Source organism: Rubripirellula lacrimiformis, assembly GCF_007741535.1.
In the GTDB taxonomy this organism is placed as follows: Bacteria; Planctomycetota; Planctomycetia; order Pirellulales; family Pirellulaceae; genus Rubripirellula; species Rubripirellula lacrimiformis.
This window is the reverse complement of record NZ_CP036525.1, coordinates 6348805-6365545: the sequence shown is the minus strand read 5'-3', so window position 1 is coordinate 6365545 and position 16741 is coordinate 6348805. Positions and strand designations below refer to the sequence as shown.

At 58.8% G+C, this 16741-nt stretch carries 14 protein-coding genes; 11 read left to right on the top strand and 3 right to left on the bottom strand.

Annotated elements, in window-relative coordinates; genetic code table 11:
• Nucleotides 1–5: 5 nt before the first annotated feature.
• From K227x_RS22290 to K227x_RS22245, 10 genes are all read left to right on the top strand, one after another.
• The gene (locus K227x_RS22290) at nt 6–908 is read left to right on the top strand and encodes a dihydrodipicolinate synthase family protein (RefSeq protein ID WP_145173044.1); all 903 of its coding nucleotides are present in this window, start codon (nt 6–8) and stop codon (nt 906–908) included.
• A gap of 110 nt (nt 909–1018) precedes the next feature.
• Nucleotides 1019–1813: a hypothetical protein gene (locus K227x_RS22285; RefSeq protein ID WP_145173041.1), complete on the top strand. Its 795-nt coding sequence runs from the start codon at nt 1019–1021 to the stop codon at nt 1811–1813.
• A 262-nt stretch (nt 1814–2075) separates the two neighbouring features.
• Nucleotides 2076–4133, top strand: coding sequence for a hypothetical protein (locus tag K227x_RS22280; RefSeq protein WP_145173039.1), 2058 nt, complete (start codon nt 2076–2078; stop codon nt 4131–4133).
• A 75-nt stretch (nt 4134–4208) separates the two neighbouring features.
• On the top strand, nt 4209–4571 hold the full coding sequence (locus K227x_RS22275) for a tellurite resistance TerB family protein (RefSeq protein WP_145173037.1): 363 nt from the start codon (nt 4209–4211) through the stop codon (nt 4569–4571).
• 20 nt (nt 4572–4591) lie between these two features.
• On the top strand, nt 4592–5257 hold the full coding sequence (locus tag K227x_RS22270) for a phosphopantothenoylcysteine decarboxylase domain-containing protein (RefSeq protein WP_145178292.1): 666 nt from the start codon (nt 4592–4594) through the stop codon (nt 5255–5257).
• A gap of 26 nt (nt 5258–5283) precedes the next feature.
• Nucleotides 5284–6189, top strand: a complete 906-nt coding sequence (locus K227x_RS22265) for a dihydroorotate dehydrogenase (protein WP_145173034.1) — start codon at nt 5284–5286, stop codon at nt 6187–6189.
• 8 nt (nt 6190–6197) lie between these two features.
• Nucleotides 6198–7010 carry a TrmH family RNA methyltransferase gene (locus K227x_RS22260; protein ID WP_145173032.1) on the top strand — a complete coding sequence of 271 codons (813 nt, stop codon included), beginning with the start codon at nt 6198–6200 and terminating at the stop codon, nt 7008–7010.
• Between the two features lie 367 nt (nt 7011–7377).
• Nucleotides 7378–8517, top strand: a complete 1140-nt coding sequence (locus tag K227x_RS22255; RefSeq protein ID WP_246146043.1) for an AAA family ATPase — start codon at nt 7378–7380, stop codon at nt 8515–8517.
• Nucleotides 8514–10001 (top strand): DUF58 domain-containing protein, encoded by a 1488-nt coding sequence (locus K227x_RS22250; RefSeq protein ID WP_145173030.1) that lies wholly within the window; start codon nt 8514–8516, stop codon nt 9999–10001. The genes K227x_RS22255 and K227x_RS22250 overlap by 4 nt, the downstream gene beginning before the upstream one ends.
• Nucleotides 9998–12331, top strand: coding sequence for a transglutaminase domain-containing protein (locus tag K227x_RS22245; protein ID WP_145173028.1), 2334 nt, complete (start codon nt 9998–10000; stop codon nt 12329–12331). Before K227x_RS22250 ends, K227x_RS22245 begins: the two co-directional genes overlap by 4 nt.
• 63 nt (nt 12332–12394) lie before the next feature.
• Here K227x_RS22245 and K227x_RS22240 read toward each other — a convergent pair whose 3' ends face one another.
• The 3 genes from K227x_RS22240 to K227x_RS22230 form a co-directional block, all read right to left on the bottom strand.
• A complete protein-coding gene (locus K227x_RS22240) occupies nt 12395–12829 on the bottom strand; it encodes an arsenate reductase ArsC (RefSeq protein ID WP_145173026.1) in 435 nt (144 codons plus the stop codon).
• A 261-nt stretch (nt 12830–13090) separates the two neighbouring features.
• Nucleotides 13091–13420 carry an ArsR/SmtB family transcription factor gene (locus K227x_RS22235; RefSeq protein ID WP_218933448.1) on the bottom strand — a complete coding sequence of 110 codons (330 nt, stop codon included), beginning with the start codon at nt 13418–13420 and terminating at the stop codon, nt 13091–13093.
• 247 nt (nt 13421–13667) lie between these two features.
• Nucleotides 13668–15434 (bottom strand): ATP-binding protein, encoded by a 1767-nt coding sequence (locus K227x_RS22230; protein ID WP_145173024.1) that lies wholly within the window; start codon nt 15432–15434, stop codon nt 13668–13670.
• 263 nt (nt 15435–15697) lie between these two features.
• Here K227x_RS22230 and K227x_RS22225 point away from each other — a divergent pair, with 263 nt between their 5' ends.
• Nucleotides 15698–16726, top strand: coding sequence for an AAA family ATPase (locus K227x_RS22225; protein WP_145173022.1), 1029 nt, complete (start codon nt 15698–15700; stop codon nt 16724–16726).
• Nucleotides 16727–16741: the final 15 nt, after the last annotated feature.

Sequence of the window (16741 nt, the reverse complement as noted above, 5' to 3'; positions counted from 1 at the left end):
GATCCATGAACACTGAACCATTCTCCGCCGACCAACTTCGCACGTCTGTCATCGCTGTACCGCCTCTGGCCCGGGACAACGATCTGAAGATTGATCATGCGGAAAACACAAAAATCATTCGTCACATCGAAGCCGGTGGCGTGCGTTCCTTGCTGTACGGCGGGAACGCTGTTCTTTACCACGCTAGGCTTTCGGAATATGCGTCGATGTTGTCGATGTTGGCCGATAGCGCCGGCGACGATACGGTCGTGGTGCCGTCGGTTGGTCCGGCTTACGGACTAGCGATGGATCAAGTGGATGTGCTGGCGGATTTCGATTTCCCGACCGTGATGCTGCTGCCCTCCCGCGACATCGTGGATCAAAACGGGATCGCGACTGGCGTTCGACACATCGCCGAACGACTGGGCAAACCGATCGTGCTGTACTTGAAGTTCGATCGCTGGTTGGATCCTGCCATCATCAAGTCCTTGGAAGCCGACGGCGTGATCTCGTGGATCAAGTATGCGGTCGTCCTGGATGACCCTGCCGATGATCCGTACATGAAGGACGTGATGCAGGTCTTTCCTGCGGACCGAATGGTGTCGGGGATCGGCGAACAACCAGCCGTCGTTCATGTCCACGAGTGCGGCATGCGGGGATTCACCAGTGGGTGTGTTTGCGTGGCGCCGAAAAAGTCGATGGACATGATGCATGCGATCCATGCCGGCGATTTGGAAACCGCTGAATCGATTCGTCAGTGGTTCAGCCCGCTGGAAGATCTTCGCAACGAAATCAACCCGATCCGAGTCCTGCATCATGCGGTCGAGCAAGCTAAGATTGCAAAAACGGGCCCGATGTTGCCGATGTTAAGCGATTTGACGTCCGACCAAATCGCCCGCATCGCAGCGGCAGTCCAGAGCATGAAGTAGGCGGATCCAGGCGACGCCCAAAGAGAGGGTCCACGTGGATACCAAGCGCAGCCGCCACAGCGTCAGCCTCGCTTGGTCATGGCCTCACTGATTGAAGGAATGGGTTCATCATGGCGTCCAATACTGACGAATCGTCGCCGAATCCTTACGCCGCTCCTGTGCCCGTGGACGCTGTTCCCGAACAGGATTGGGGCACTGGGACCGTGATCGGCAATGCGTGGAAGATCTACGCAGAGCACTTCCGGCTTTTCGGCCTAGTCGCTTTGTTGGTTTGGCTGCCGATCGAAGTGGTGATGGTGCTATGGGATGACCTGTTGCTGGAATCGAGCGGGGTTTCTGGATGGCTCCTGAACATCATTTTTGCGTTTGCAACGCAGTGGCTACCCGAGGCCATCGCACTGTGCATCGCGAGATCAGTCATCGCCAAGGAAAAACCGACATTCCGAAATTCGTTTCGCCAGGGAGTCGGCGTGTGGCTTTGGTTAGCCTGGACCAACCTGATTGCCACGATCGTCGTCTCACTCGGGTTCATCTTGCTGATCGTTCCTGGCATTTTTCTGTCCATTCGCTTTTCGTTGTGCAATGCCGTGGTGGTTGACGAGCGACTGAAAGGGACAGTTGCCATGCGACGCAGTTTCGACATGACAGGCTCCCACTTTTGGCCATTGCTGGGGCTCACCGCGCTCATGATCGCGGTCGTTGCCGGATTGTCGTCAATCGATCTGCTGATTTCGGGTCCGATCCAAGTCCATTCCAATTGGACCACGTCGCTGGGATGGCAAGTCACAATGGCCGTGATCCAAGACACGCTGATGATCTTCCCCAGCCTTTGTTTTTACTTCTATTACCATCGCATCAAAATGGATGAAGTCACACTCGAACCGCTAGTCCCGGCCGCGAGCTAGCCCAGTGAAATAGAAGTAGGCCGGATCAAGGAGCGCAGCGACGCCGATCCGGCATTCCGGTTTCCCCGTCGCCACAAATGCATGCCGGAACGGCGCTTCGCTTGTTTCGGCCTACGTTCGGCAGTGAAGCGACATGCTAATTGCGAACCGGCGGGCGGACCCCGCGTCGTTCGCCAACCCGGATCGGTCTTGCCTTGGCGAGCGATTCTGCGGTATCGGGAACTGAAAGAAGCTTAAATTCGCCTTTCAGGACTCGCTCGCGATGCATCCGTCACGACGTGAAACTCAACTTGCTGCCTCGATCCTTGTATTCATCTCGCTGGGAATCCTGTTCGGATCGCCCGTGGCGGCCGACGATGCTGTGACCTTCCAGCCGTACACGGTTTACGTGGTGCAAGAAGAATCGCACGCTCGTTGTGGTCCGTCACCCGACGACTACCAAACCGACGATTTGCGTCACGGACAGGCGTTGCAGGTGTATGCCGAATCGGAAGACGGTTGGTTGGGGATTCGCCCGCCCGAGTCCAGTTTTAGCTGGATCCCAGCGGAAACGATCGAGGTGGATGCGAGCGGCGACAACGGCATCGTGACCGAAGACCGCACCGTTGCCTGGATTGGTACCAATCTTGGTCGAGCCCGTTCGTATCGTTGGCAAGTTCGTCTGGCCAAGGGTGAACCGGTGACGATCATCGGCAAAAGCGAACGCGAAGGCCCCGACGGGCCACAATTGTGGTACCGAATCGTTCCCCCATCCGGCGAATTCCGTTGGGTCCACCGCGAACAAGTCGTCACGACCAGCGAAGAATTGGTGGCATCGATCGATCGCGATGCGGCTCAGCCCGAAATCATGCTGTCCCAAGCCGGTCCCACGACCGCGCGGTCGCGTCCCGTCGCCGATCGGCCTGCAAGGTCGGAATCCGCCAAGATGGCAAAACGCACATCATCCCGTCAAAGTCGCGCCGACCGTGACGAAGCCGCCGAGGTCGATAGCGATCGGCTGACTTCCGAAATGCGTCAGGTCGCACAAGCCTCGGGCGTGTCGGTGGTCGACGTCGATTCATCGATGGTGACTCGTTCGGCAATCGGTAGCGGGCTGCGAGAAGATTGGCAGAACAGCCAACGACGCACTCGGCCTGTGGAACCGACTTCCGCCACCAGCGAACCGATGCAGAATGATTCGGCAGCCATGCAGTCGCCGCCTAGTTTGCGTGCCGGGACAGATCCGGAAGGCGAATCGGTCGGTCAGACGATGAAACGAAAAGGACTGCTAGCGTCGGTCGCATTTTTGAATCGCCCGAAATTGTTGCAGATTGGAACCCCCGCAGAACCCGCAACGGTCCAGACCGGCGCCGCCGACAACTGGGTTTCCGGAGTCGGCCGACGATCGACCGCCATGGGCAGCGACGCGGTTGCGGGTTCAGCACCTGCGATCGGGCCAGCCAGCCACGTGGCAACCGCAAGCCTTGGCACTCCGATGCCGCAATCGGCGATCGGCCAGGCATCCGTTGCGTCCTCGCCCATCCAGCAGGCCTCGGCAACTCAGGATTGGGGGACTGCGAATCTGGCAAACCAACCATCTGCGGTCCAGCAGACTTCCGGGGCGTTGCCACTGCCAGCACAGAATTTGGTTCCGGCGGGCGGTTGGAACGCCGCACCGCAATCCAACGCGAAGCCGATGAACGTCATTTCGGCCGACCGGATCGATGCCGTGCGTCGTGAAGTCCAAGGGGCTGACATCGACCGACTGACGCTCGTTTTGTCACGTTTGATGGCCGCTCAGGCATCGGGATTGGAAACCGAGCCGGTCGCCATGGCGGCTAGGCAATTGGCGTCGACCAGCACCGATGCCGCGACCGCCCAGCGTGCTCGCGAATTGTCCGATCGTGCTGACCAATATCGCCGCATCGCCACCCGCCGTGATGGCAGTTCGATGGTCCAAAGCAGCGGCGACGTGACCTTGGCTGCGGGGACCGAAAGCATCCCAGCGGCGAGCGTCGCCCTAGACCTAAGCGGCCGAACTACCCCCGCACCATCGACCAGCATTCCTGCAGATCCAGGCCAGCCAAGCATTCCGGCCAGCCCGGCCAGCCCTAGCTACGGCGGCCAATTGGTGCAGGTTTATTCGGCACGTCCCAACAGTCCGCCGTTCGCATTGACCGACCACACCGGTCGGACGATTGCTTACGTGACCCCGATGCCGGGCGTCAATCTGCGTACGCATCTGAACAGCCGCGTGACCGTGGTGGGCAACACTGGATTTTTGCCGGGACTGAACATGCCTCATGTTTTGGCGTCCCAGGCAGTCCGAATGGTCGAATGATCACCGCGATCCCGCGACCTCCTTTTCGGGGTCGGGATCTGGCTTGCCGGTTAGGATCGGGGTAGGATCATCGGCATGAGCAAAGACGAAATCAGCCTCCGACGCCTGCAACTTCGCAACCTTGTTGTGATGGCGTTTGCCGACGGGCAGTTGGGCGAACGCGAGGTCCATCTGGTTGCCGACCGTTGCGCGGATCTGGGACTGGACGAATACGACCTCCAGAAAGCCGTCGAATTCGGGCTCAGCGACGATGCATCGGTGGAGTTGCCTGAAACGAAAGCGGACCAGCACGAATTGCTGCGTGACATGATCCGAATGATGGCCGCCGACGGCCACTTGGACGAAAGCGAAAAGCGTTTGTTTGCTCTGGCCGCCGCCAAAATGTCGATTTCGGCTGCCGAAGTCCAGCAGTTGGTCAACGAAACGCTGGGCAAGTGAGCGAGACTGTGGCCCGCATTCTGATCACCTCCGGACCGACTCGTCAATATTTGGACCCGGTCCGTTACGTCACCAACGCATCGAGTGGCCGCATGGGGGCAGCCCTGGCGACCGCTGCTCTTGAACTTGGCCACGAGGTCGTCATCGTCTCCGGCCCGGTCACCGTGGACTACCCCGCCGGGGCGACGGTGATTCCGGTGGTCACGACCGACGAAATGCTGCAAGCGGCGGTCGAAACTTTCAAGCAATGTGACGGGGCCATCGGGGCGGCAGCACCCTGTGATTACATGCCGCGACAGATCCAAACGCAAAAGATCTCGAAGACCGGCAAACCCCTGACCATCGAATTGGTCGAAACGGCCGACGTGGTCGCCACCTTGGGCCAGAATAAACGGGGCCGCGATCGCGGCGATCAACCCCTAGCCGATGATCGCAGTCCACGGCGACAATGGGTCGTGGGGTTTGCGTTGGAAACCGAAGACCAGCGATTCCGAGCGATCGTCAAGCTGGAACGAAAACACTGTGATTTGATGGTCAGCAACGGCCCCAGCGCCATCGATGCGGCCGACAACGAAGTCGAATTGCTGGACCCTGATGGCAACGTGATCGAAGCCATCGCAGGCGATAAAGAACATGTCGCCCGCCGTTTGTTGGCTCAGATCCAACAGCGTTTGATTTCATCCTGAACCTGAACACCTTCATGATTGACCCGATGGACCTTTCCACCACGCTGGGACGTTTGCACCTGAAGAATCCGATCATGGTGGCTTCGGGAACGTTTGGGTACGCGCGGGAGATGGAAGGCATCGTGGACGTCCCGCGATTGGGCGCCGTGCTTCCCAAAACGATCACTGCCGAACCTCGCATCGGCAACGCGCCTTGGCGAACGGTCGAAACAACTGCCGGTTTGTTGAACGCGATCGGGTTGGACAATGACGGCGTCGACACCTTTTTAGAACATCACCTACCGTATCTGCGCGGGCTCGGGACTTCGGTCATCGTCAGCGTCGCCGGTCGCACCGAAGACGACTTCGTTCAACTGGCCGCACGTGTCGGATCCCAGGCGGGGGTATCGGCGATTGAATTGAATCTGTCCTGTCCCAACGTCAGTGGCGGGATCGATTTCGGGACCAACGCGGAATCTTGCCGCAGCGTCGTGGCGGCGACCCGAGCAGCGACCGAAGTGCCGATCCTTGCCAAGCTAACACCCAACGTGACTCGGATCGCCGACATCGCAAAGGCCGCCGCCGATGGTGGTGCCGATGCGGTTTGTTTGATCAATACGGTGCTTGGGATTGCCGTCGATTGGCGAAAGCGAAAGCCGATGTTGGGTAACGGTATGGGGGGCCTGAGCGGCCCAGCGATCAAACCGATCGCACTGCGCTGTGTGCATCAAGTTGCATCGGCGGTCGATATTCCCATCATCGGAATTGGTGGGATCGCTACGGTCGACGATGTGATGCAGTTCCTGGTGACGGGGGCTAGCGCCGTGCAAATCGGGACGGCGAACTACTACGATCCAACCGTGTCGACTCGATTGATCGATGAATTGCCAGCGGCGCTGCAAGAGATCGGTGCGTCATCGATCGCTGATTGTGTCGGCACCTTGGCACGTTAAACGCTGCTATGCCTGTCATTGTCATTCACGATGTTCACGATTCACGTTTGGATCGATACACCGATCTGAAGACCGACCGAAGCGGAAAGCCCGGCGCCGATTCTTTCATCGTCGAAGGACGGTGGTGCGTGGCCGAATTGGCCAACAGCCCGCTGACGACGTTGTCGGTGGTCGTCCAGGATGGGCGTCAGGCGGAAGTCGCATCGTGGTACGGCGACGAAGTGCCGATCTATGTGGTGTCGGCCCAGCAGATTCGCGAATTGGTGGGATACGATTTCCACCGCGGCATGTTGGCCGAGGGTCGCCGTCCGCCGCAGCACTCGCTATCCGAACTGGATTTCGACGGCCCCGGCCCACAGGTTGCCTTGGCGGTTTTCGGGGTCTCCCAGCGTGACAATTTGGGCAGCATGATCCGCACTGCTAGCGCCCTGGGAATTCGCCGGTTAGTGATCGACCGGCGTACCGCTGACCCGTTTTCGCGGCGGGCTGTGCGAGTCAGCATGGGGACGGTTTTCAAGCAGGCCGTGTTCCAGGCTGATGATCCCGTTGGTGACTTGGTCCAATTGGCCGATCAACAGAATGTTCGTGTCGTCGCGACCACTTTGGGGGAGGACGCGATTCCGCTGGAACAGTTTCAATGGGATGGGCGACCGATCCTGCTGGTCGTCGGCAGTGAACCCGACGGAGTGGGGCGTCAGGTCGAATTAGCCGCGACCGACCGGGTGACCATCCCGATGCAGTTGGGAACCGACAGTTTGAATGTTTCGGTGGCTGCCGCGATCTTCATGTACCAATTGTGCATGCGATCGTCGCCGAGTTGAAGTCTGTGTGAAGTTTGTGAAGATTGGGCGTTGGTTCGGCGATCGAAGCAAGCGAAACGAGTCATCGATGCCCGATTTCGGGGCACTTTTTGCCACCCTTCTTTGGCGGGGCCAGCGACCCGTTCGGCATCATCGGTGGAATGCCCCGATGGCGACCGCGGCTTTCATTGCAGAGAGGTTGGACAAGCGGATACAATCAATCCGTGCGACCGCGGGTCTCGTTTCACGCTTGTCATTCGTCTCGGTGATTGATGTCGGCTGCCCGGTTTTTCAGCGCTGTGTGTTTGTGTGCGATCGCAATGGGTCGGCGCAGGCCATCTGCGCAGCATCGGTAGCGCGGCGGTCGTAACTCGAGTTCTCGAATTGGATGACCCTGTTGTTTTCTCGCAAAGTTTCTTCGGTTCCCTCTGCTAGGCAGTCGCAGCCGGAATCACCGGTGATGGATTCGACCAACCTAGATTCCCGCAGTGCTAGTTTTCGGCGTCCGATCGGGTCGACAAACGATGTCGCTGGTACCGAAGCGATCACGGCGCGGTCACCGGTCGACGGTTTGGCGGATGCCGGTAGCCTGGCCGATCATGCACTATTGGCCAAACTGGATCTGGTTCGGCAACAGCTACGGCAGGTGATCCGGGGCAAGGCAGAGGTGATCGATTCGGTTTTGACGGCGATGCTGGCCGGTGGGTCAGTGTTGTTGGAAGACGTGCCGGGTGTTGGGAAAACGACGCTGGCCAAATCCATTGCTGCATTGATCGATCTGGATTTTGGCCGGGTGCAATGCACTCCCGATCTGTTGCCCGCTGACATACTAGGCAGTTCCATCTTTCAGCCCGCGACGGGGACGTTCGAGTTTCGCGAGGGGCCAATTTTTTGTGATCTGTTGATCGCAGACGAAGTGAATCGGGCGTCGCCGCGAACCCAAAGTGCGCTGCTAGAAGCGATGGCCGAATCGCAAGTGACGATCGACGGCGAATGTCACAAGTTGAATCAGCCGTTTCTTGTCATCGCCACTCAGAACCCCACCGGATTTGAAGGAACATTTCCGCTGCCCGAATCACAGTTGGACCGCTTCCTGTTGCGGCTGTCGATGGAGTACCCGGATCCGGCCAGCGAAGTCGACCTATTGCTGGACCGAGACAGCGACGATCCGGCGGGTGCCTTGAAGCCGGTCATGCACCGCGATGATCTGTTGGGGCTGCAGTCCCTGGTCCGTCAAGTGAAAGTGGACCGCAAGGTGGTCCAGTACTTGGTTGAACTGGTCGGGCTGACCCGAGTGGATTCGCGATTGCGGATTGGATGCAGTCCGCGCGGGTCCAAGATGCTATTGCGATCCGCCCAGGCGCGTGCGGTTTTGGAAGGCCGAACCTTTGTGATGCCAGACGACATTCAGGCGATGGCCGAACTGACGATCTCGCATCGTGTTTCTCCACGCAGCCTTTCCTCGACTCACCGCGACGTGTCGGCGATCATTCGTGAACTGATCGCTCAGGTCGAGGTGCCGGTGTGAATTCCCATGCCGCAGGCGGTTTCTTGGATGGCCGCGTGGACCAGCATGCCCGCTTGGTTGGCGACGGATCGATGGTTCGGGACGGATCGATTGACCCGTCGTTTTCGGGGGATCACGAGGGTGTGCATGCTGGCTTGGGGGCCGGCGGCCGCTTGGGGATTCGTTCAGTCATCGGATGGGGACTGCGATTCGGATCGACCCTGGTCTTGCTGCCGATTCGTGGGTTGAGGTCGCTTCGTCGTTCGATGACCGGTGCGTCGGTCACCTTGCTGTTGATTGGGATCGTGTCGCTAAACATTGTCTGGGGGTATCCCTGGAGCGGCATCTTTGCTGCGACCGTGACGATGTTGGTGGCCGGTTGGATCATCAATCGTTGGATGCGTCCGCAGCTTCGGATTGGTTTCTCGTTGCCCAGTGCGGTCCCGGTCGGTCAGTCGTTTCCGGTGGCGATGCACTTGCGCAACGTTCGACGGTTTCCGGCGATGGACCTGAGCGTCCATTTTGAATCGCCCAGCGCTGGTCGTCGCCGCGTCAATCCGCCCGTGTTTGAATCGTCCCAGCATCGCGAATCGTTGTCGATGATTCGTCCCTATCAACGCCGCGATGTGGCAGTTTCGATGACGGGGAATCGTCGAGGCGTGCACCGGTTGCCGGCCGTGATGGTCGAATCGATGTTTCCCTTTCACTTGTTTCGGTCCACCCAGCGGTCGCCGGTGGCGACGGAGATCGCAATCACTCCGCAACTGTTGTCGGCCGACGAGGACCCCATCGCTAGAGGTCTGCTGGACGCATTGGGCGGGTGGTCGCATCGATTGCTGGCTGGCGATGCGTTGGACTATACCGGCAGTCGTGAATACCAAGTTGGGATGCCGGTGCGGCGCTGGGATTTCACTTCCTGGGCTCGCTTGGGACGTCCGATCGTTCGCGAATTTCAATCTCCGTCCATCCAGATGGTGACCATCATCATTGATACCGGCCGAACCAACGCGGATCGGGGGGCAACCACTGGAACACGGAAATCGAAACGTTCCAGACTTCCCTGGTCACGCAATCATTTGGATCAGCAGGTCGACCGGCCGCTGGAACGCATGCTGTCGCTGGCGGCCGTGGCGGTGGAAAGTCTTTGTCAGCGACAGGTCCGTGTCCGGTTGTATGCGACAAGTGAATCGTTGGATTCATTCGCCTCGCCACGGTCGCTATCCATGGTGGCGCAGAATGAACCCTTGCTGATTCAACTGGCTTCGGCAAAACGGATCGGATCGGTCGTTGCCGCCAAGCGTGTCCAGGAGGTTGTCGAACAATTGGGCCGATCGCCAATTCTGTGCTTGACCACGCGGCCGCATGATGACGCTTCGTTAGACCTGCCTCCGCACGTCACCATGATTCGCGTGGACGATGTACCGGCGCACGACGACGTCGCCGCTGAAACTTCCCCGTCCGATCCGTTGGTTCGGGCATCGGATTCGATCGGGCAAGCAAGATGATTCAAAAACAGGGGGATGGCCGACCGACACTTTGGCTTGGGGCAGTGCTTTGGGGATTGGCGATTTTCCTGTCGTCGACCTTCGTCGACTTTCCTGCCGTCGCTGGAATCACCTTGGTGATGACCGTCGTGGTGATCGCACGCCAGTTCGCGGGAACCTCGCCGTCGTCAGGCGATGCCACGGTCCATCGGAATCGACGCGATCAGCAATCCGGTCAGCCCGGGCCAACCCGGACTCGGTGGTCGCGTTCGACGATCTGGATTTTGGCGTTCCTGGGTGTGCTAGTGATCACGTGCGGAACGGCGGCTTGGCGAACTGGGGGGCGAATTGTTGAAGGCGCTAACTTGGTGTCGATCGCTGTCGATGTGCTAGCGCATGCCTCGTTTTTGATTGCGTTGGCGATCTGGACGATTCGTCCTCGACGCGGACACCTGGCCATGTTGCCGCTGGGCATGACCACGGTTTTGCTTTGTGTTGCCGCCGGCGGCGTCAGCCGATCGTTGCCCGCACAGACCGCGGTGGGGTTGGCGGTTTGCTTAGGTTTTTCGATCGGTTCTCAAGTGATTTTGTCGGCCAAGCACCAACGGGGTTTGGGGCGACATAGCAGTCCGGCGTCCTTGGCGGGACGGTTGGGGGCGACCACCAAACGTAGTCTGCAATCCAGCCAACGACTGGCTCCCTTGATGGCGGCGTTGGTGCTGTCCCTGTTGATGATCGTCACGAGCGTCGTGGTCAGTTTGACGGATCAGTTTTTGCCGGGCATCCAAGACGACCTGCGTCATCAACTTCAGTCTTCGTTGGATTCGGTATCCGACAAGTCCTTTGTCGGCGGGATGCGATATGTTTCGGGCAGTCGCTTGGGAGCGGTGCGAAAGCATTTGACCGATGATCCCCAGGGTTTGGCACTGACCGCCTATGCGGAATCATCCCCTGGTTATCTTCGTGGCAGCGTCTTTGATTTGTATCGTTACGGGCGCTGGTACGCATCTGGAAATGTGAACTTCCAAGGTGGTCAGCGCTCGTCCACGCTCCGCGATGTCGGGATCCACTCGGCTGGCGAAGGAACCGTCGCTTTGAAACAGAAGAGCCGCCGACCATTGAAGCGGTTTTTGATCAGCAGTGCGTCCCCGCGGATCGATCCTTCGCCGACATCGGATGATGCCCCGCCAAGCGATGACGGAAGTCCCGCATCATCGACAGACAAGCGACGAACCACTGTCGAAGTTCACAATGACCCGCTGCGAGGCAATGTGGTGTTCCTGCCACTGGCGACCGATTGGATCGAATCCAACGGAACCGAGTTGTTGGTGTCTCGCCATGGGACAGTTCGAATGGGCGTGGACTTGGCGTATCCGTATGTCGCCGGCGTGATGTCAGAGCCGCCAACAGAATTCTTGAATGATGACCGACGCGAAATCTTCTTGGATTCGCCATCCACCGTGGACACGGTGATGCGCAGCAAAGCAAACGAACTGTGCCAGGGGATTCCGTCGGCGCGAGGAAAAGCGGCAGCGATCAGTCGGTACTTTCAAGAAGGGTTCGAGTATGGATTGAACGCGACCAATGCGCCCAGTCGTGTCGACCCGCTGGCGTACTTTATGCAGACCGAACATGTCGCCCACTGCGAATTCTTTGCGTCGGCCAGCGTGCTGATGCTTCGCACCGTTGGGGTGCCGTCACGCTATGTCACCGGATACGTGGTGGACGAACCCAGCGATGATGATACGTCCAAATGGCTGGCTCGGAATCGAGATGCGCACGCTTGGGTCGAAGCCTACGATGATTCGACGCGGCGTTGGTTTGCGGTCGAGTCCACGCCGGGCAGGGCCTATCAAACGATCACGCCCGAGCGAGATGCGGCACGGGCTCGTTTGAACGATTCGGCCGTTGCGTCGGGGGCCGATGCCTACCAGGAATCGTGGTGGTCATCGGCGATCGGTTGGGTCTTTTCGGTGCGAGTGACGGATTCGTTGCTGGCGGTTTTTCGGTGGGTTCAAGTGCCGCTGTTCGTCGTCCTGGTCTACATCTGGTGGACAAGGTATTGGCGCGTCGCCGGCGGTGGAGCCGATCTGGTGGACACCCAGAGTTTGAAGAAATTGCGAAAGGTCGACCGCCGATTGCGGAAATGGTCTCTGGTTCGCAAACCGCACGAAACGCTGTACCAATTTGCGGATCGGATCATGGCCCGTGCCGGGGGGGGCGAGGTGTCCGATCCAGGACCGATGGCCGACGCGGCACGGTGGTATCGTCGCTATGCTGATGCTCGCTATCAGGGAGCGATGCCACCTGATTTCGAATGGATCAAGCCCGCCGATCCTGTTGGAAGTTGATCCGGTTGGAAATGGATCCGGTTGGAAATGGATCGGGCCGGCTACCGTGACACCTCGTGGCAACTACTGGCCGACGGTCGCAAGCAGATCCGATTGGATGTAGCTGCGGATCTCGTCGCGTACACGGCGATAGCACTGAAGGGCCTCGTCTTCGCTTGCCGCGTCTTTGGCGAGTTTGGGGGGATCGTCGAAACCGACGTGGACAACCTTTGCGTGAGTCGGAAATGCCGGGCAATTTTCGTCGGCATGTCCGCAGACCGTCACCACCAAATCCAACGGCACGTCGGCCAGCGAACCAACCAATTTGGACGTGTGGTCACTGATGTCCACGCCCGCTTCGTTCATGACCTTCACCGCGTTGGGGTTCAGACCATGAGTCGCGATGCCGGCCGAATACGCCTCGATCTTGTCGCCATGGAGATGCCGTGCCCAGCCCTCGGCCATCTGACTTCGGCAGGAATTGCCGGTGCATAGAAACAGTACTTTTTTCTTCGCCATGGGAAGTTCCTTCATTCGCGGGGGAAAGCGTAATCGTGGGGGAAAGCGTAAACATTGGGGGCGACCGCCAAGGGATCGATCAACCCAGGTCGGTCATGAACCGGGTCGGTCATGAACTGGTGTCGGTCATGAACTGGTGTCGGTCATGAACTGGGGCGTTTCGTAAGCCGTGCGCCGGACCGCCTTCGATCGGGGGCCTGCGTGGTGATCAATATCGTCGATCGACGAACGGCGATGGTTGTGGGCAAAAAAAACGCGACGTCACAGACCGGCGACGAGCGCTTTTAAGCGGTCGAGTTGTTGGGGATTGATGCAGTAACAGACCTTCGGGCCATCGACTTCGCCTTGGATCAATCCGGATTCCTTTAGGATCTTCAGGTGCTGTGAAACGGTCGATTGGGCCAGTGGCAAGCAATCGACGATTTCACCACAGACGCAGGCTTGGCGACCGATCAATAGCCGAACGATCTGGACGCGCGCCGGATGCGCAATCGCCCAGGTCAGCTTTGCGAATTCTTCCGCGGTCGGATCCGCTTGGATCTTCACGGGCGACGAGTCGCAGGGTTTCGTGGGGGGGCATCGTTTGGGCATCGGGTTCCTTTATCGTTGATCGACGAATAACGGTATCTATTGTTCCAGACGAAGTCAATCATCATGGCATCGGATTCTAGCTTTCACTCTATCTCGGTGGCTGCCGTGGATGCCACCAACGCAGGCTATTGCGTCGACGGTCCCCCGGATTTCGGTTGGGGGGGCCTGGTTGAGGGGTAACCGGTTCGTGACAGCAGATCCGCAGGCGTGGATTCCCATCGGTGCTAGTTTGCGGGTCGCGTTTCGCCTACAGGATGGTATCCAGGCGAGCCAATTCGGACAGGTTGGTGCCATGGTCGGGCAGTCGCAATCGAAAACAGGTACCGCTGCCGGTTTCCAGGTCGACGATGTGTAATTCACCGCCGTGTTCTCGCATGATCTTTGCACTCACTGGCAATCCCAGTCCGGTGCCTCGCATGCCCTTGCGCGATTCGAAAAGCGAAAAGATTTTCTCTCGATCTTCGGGGGCGATCCCCGGGCCGTTGTCGATCACATCGATCGTCCAACCGACTTGCGGTTCGAAACTGGTTCGCACAAACACTCGGCCGGGAACAGGATCTTCGGCCGGTTGTTCGATGTCTTCATCGGTTTCAAAGTCGTCTTCTTGGGCCAGACGACCGGAGGCGGCGTCGATGGCATTGGTGACCAGGTTCATCACGGCGCGGTGGATCGCATCGGGGTCGAACAAAGCCGGCGGCATCGAATCATCGAATTGAGTGCCCATTTCGACATCCAACTCGGCCGCGCGAGTCCGCATCAGTTCGACAACGTCGGCGACGGTTTCGTTCAGGTCGGCTTCGACCTTTTCGGGTTCGCGTTCTTTGCTGAACGTCAGCATGTCCATGACCAAGTTCGAAATGCGATCTTGGTTGCGATCCACGATGGACCAGCCACGCCGGACCGCGTCGGTGTCACCGCGGTCCAATCCTGCTTCGATCAAATAGCTTCCGCCGCTGATGCCTTGCAGGATGTTTTTGATGTGGTGGGAAAGCGTGGCGATGGTTTGCCCCATCGCCGCTAGACGTTCGCTCTGGACCAGCGCCGAATAGTAGAACGTGTCTTCGATGGCCAACGCGGCCTGGTGCCCAATGGCTGTGATCAGACGCAGGTGATCGTCATTGAAACGGGTTTGATTGCCACTGGCAACAAATTGTCCGGGCGATGTGTAGGTGTCGATGTACAGTGCACCCACGATCGCGTACCGACCTTGCAGAGGCACACAAAGGGCTTCGCGGACGCCACCCTGGACGATGGATGCAGCGGCGTCGAAACGGATATCGTCACGCGCGTCGCTGGTCCGCACGCCCTCTTTCTTTTCCAGAACGTAATCAAGGATCGTCTGGCTGATGGCGATCGGTTTCCCGCGGACCGAATTGGTCGGGTCTTCGCGGTCGCATCGTGCCGCCGGCCGGAACTGTTCGGTGGCAACGTCTCGCAGCATCACGCAACCACGATCGGCTTCGACCCAATCAAAAACCAAATGCAAGATCCGATTCAGCACCTCGTCCAGATCGTCGGTGCGTCCGACCGCGATTGCGGTTAGGTACATCACTTCCAGTGACCGGTCGGCTTCGGATCGTGTGCGGCCGCTATGGGATGATGGTTTCCGAACGATGTCCGAGTCCAGCATGACCTGTGACAGCGAGGACACGATGCGGCTCCCGTCGTCCTGGCTCTTCATCACGATGTCGACACCGTGGGCAGCGTCCATCGCGCTCGGTTGCCCGGTGCCGGTATAGATCATCAGCGTGTCGCCGATCTCGATTCGGTCGCCGCTGACCAAACGGTGTTGGACGACTCGATTCCCATTGATCCGGGTACCGTTGCTGCTGCCCAGATCCTTGACGTCGTACTTTCCTTCGTCGTCGCGGCGAAGTTCCGCGTGGCGACGTGACGATTCCGAATCCAGCAGTTGGATGTCGCTGGATGATTCACGCCCAATGCGATACACGGCTTCAGAAAGCTGAAAATGCTTTCCTTGATCACGACCTCGAACGACGAACAACGACGGCATAACGAAACAAAGCCGGTGGTGGGGGCAGGGACGCGGCAGGCGGGGAAGCAGGACCCAATTTTACAGTACCGGTTGGTCGCCCGCTGGTCGGATGTCAACAAAACCGGCACGAGGTTGGCAACAACGGCGGGGGACGCGGATCACATCGATGGGGTGGGTGATGGGAATGATGCCGGTGGTAGGAAGATGACCGACGCGTTTGCGGTTAAGATGGCGAACCGTCCGAACATGATTCCTTTTCCCCTGCTTGTTAAGCGATTTCCATGGTTCAACCGCCGCCAATCGAATCCGACGATGATCTTGCCGCTGCAAAGCGATTGGTTGCCGCCTGTGGGAATATCCGCAGCCAAGTGGGGCGGATCGTCGTGGGACAAGATGACGTCATCGAACAACTGTTGATCGCAATTCTGGCTCGCGGGCATTGCCTGCTAGAAGGCGTTCCCGGGTTGGCCAAGACTTTGATGGTCAAGACGCTTGCCGAAAGCATGGATCTTGCGTTTCGCCGTATTCAGTTCACGCCCGACCTGATGCCCGGTGACATCACTGGTACGGAGATCATTCAAGAGGATCCCCAGACCGGGCACCGTCAATTCAAGTTCGAACGTGGCCCCGTTTTCACGCAAATGCTGCTGGCCGATGAAATCAACCGGACCCCGCCAAAGACTCAGGCTGCGTTGCTTGAAGCGATGCAGGAACACGAGGTGACGGCGGCCGGAAAAACGTACCGGCTGGACGAACCTTTCTTTGTCTTGGCAACCCAGAACCCCATCGAACAAGAAGGCACCTACCCACTGCCGGAAGCGCAACGGGACCGGTTCCTGTTTTTAGTCGTGGTCGACTATCCCACCCGCGACGAAGAATCCGAGATCGTGGACCGAACGACGTCAACGTTCCACAGTGCTGTCGAGGCGGTCGTTAGCGGCGAAGACATCATCCAGTTCCAGCGAACGGTCCGCCGAGTCCCGTTGCCACCGCACGTCAAGGATTGGGTGCTGGACGCCATTCGCGCGGTCCGGCCCGGTGATCCATCGGCAAAACCGTGGGTGCGAGAAATGATCGAATGGGGCCCGGGTCCACGTGCAAGCCAACAATTGGTGCTAGCCGCCAAGGCGCGTGCGATCCTGCATGGCCGAACGCATGTCACGATCGACGATGTCGAAACACTGGCGCTGCCGGTGCTGCGGCATCGTATCGTGCCCACCTTTGCTGCCGAAGCGGATGGGATCACGGTCGACGACCTGATCAAGCGTCTGATTCAGGAAAGCAAACCCGCACCGACAAAGGTGCTGTAGCGGACCAGCGGTCGG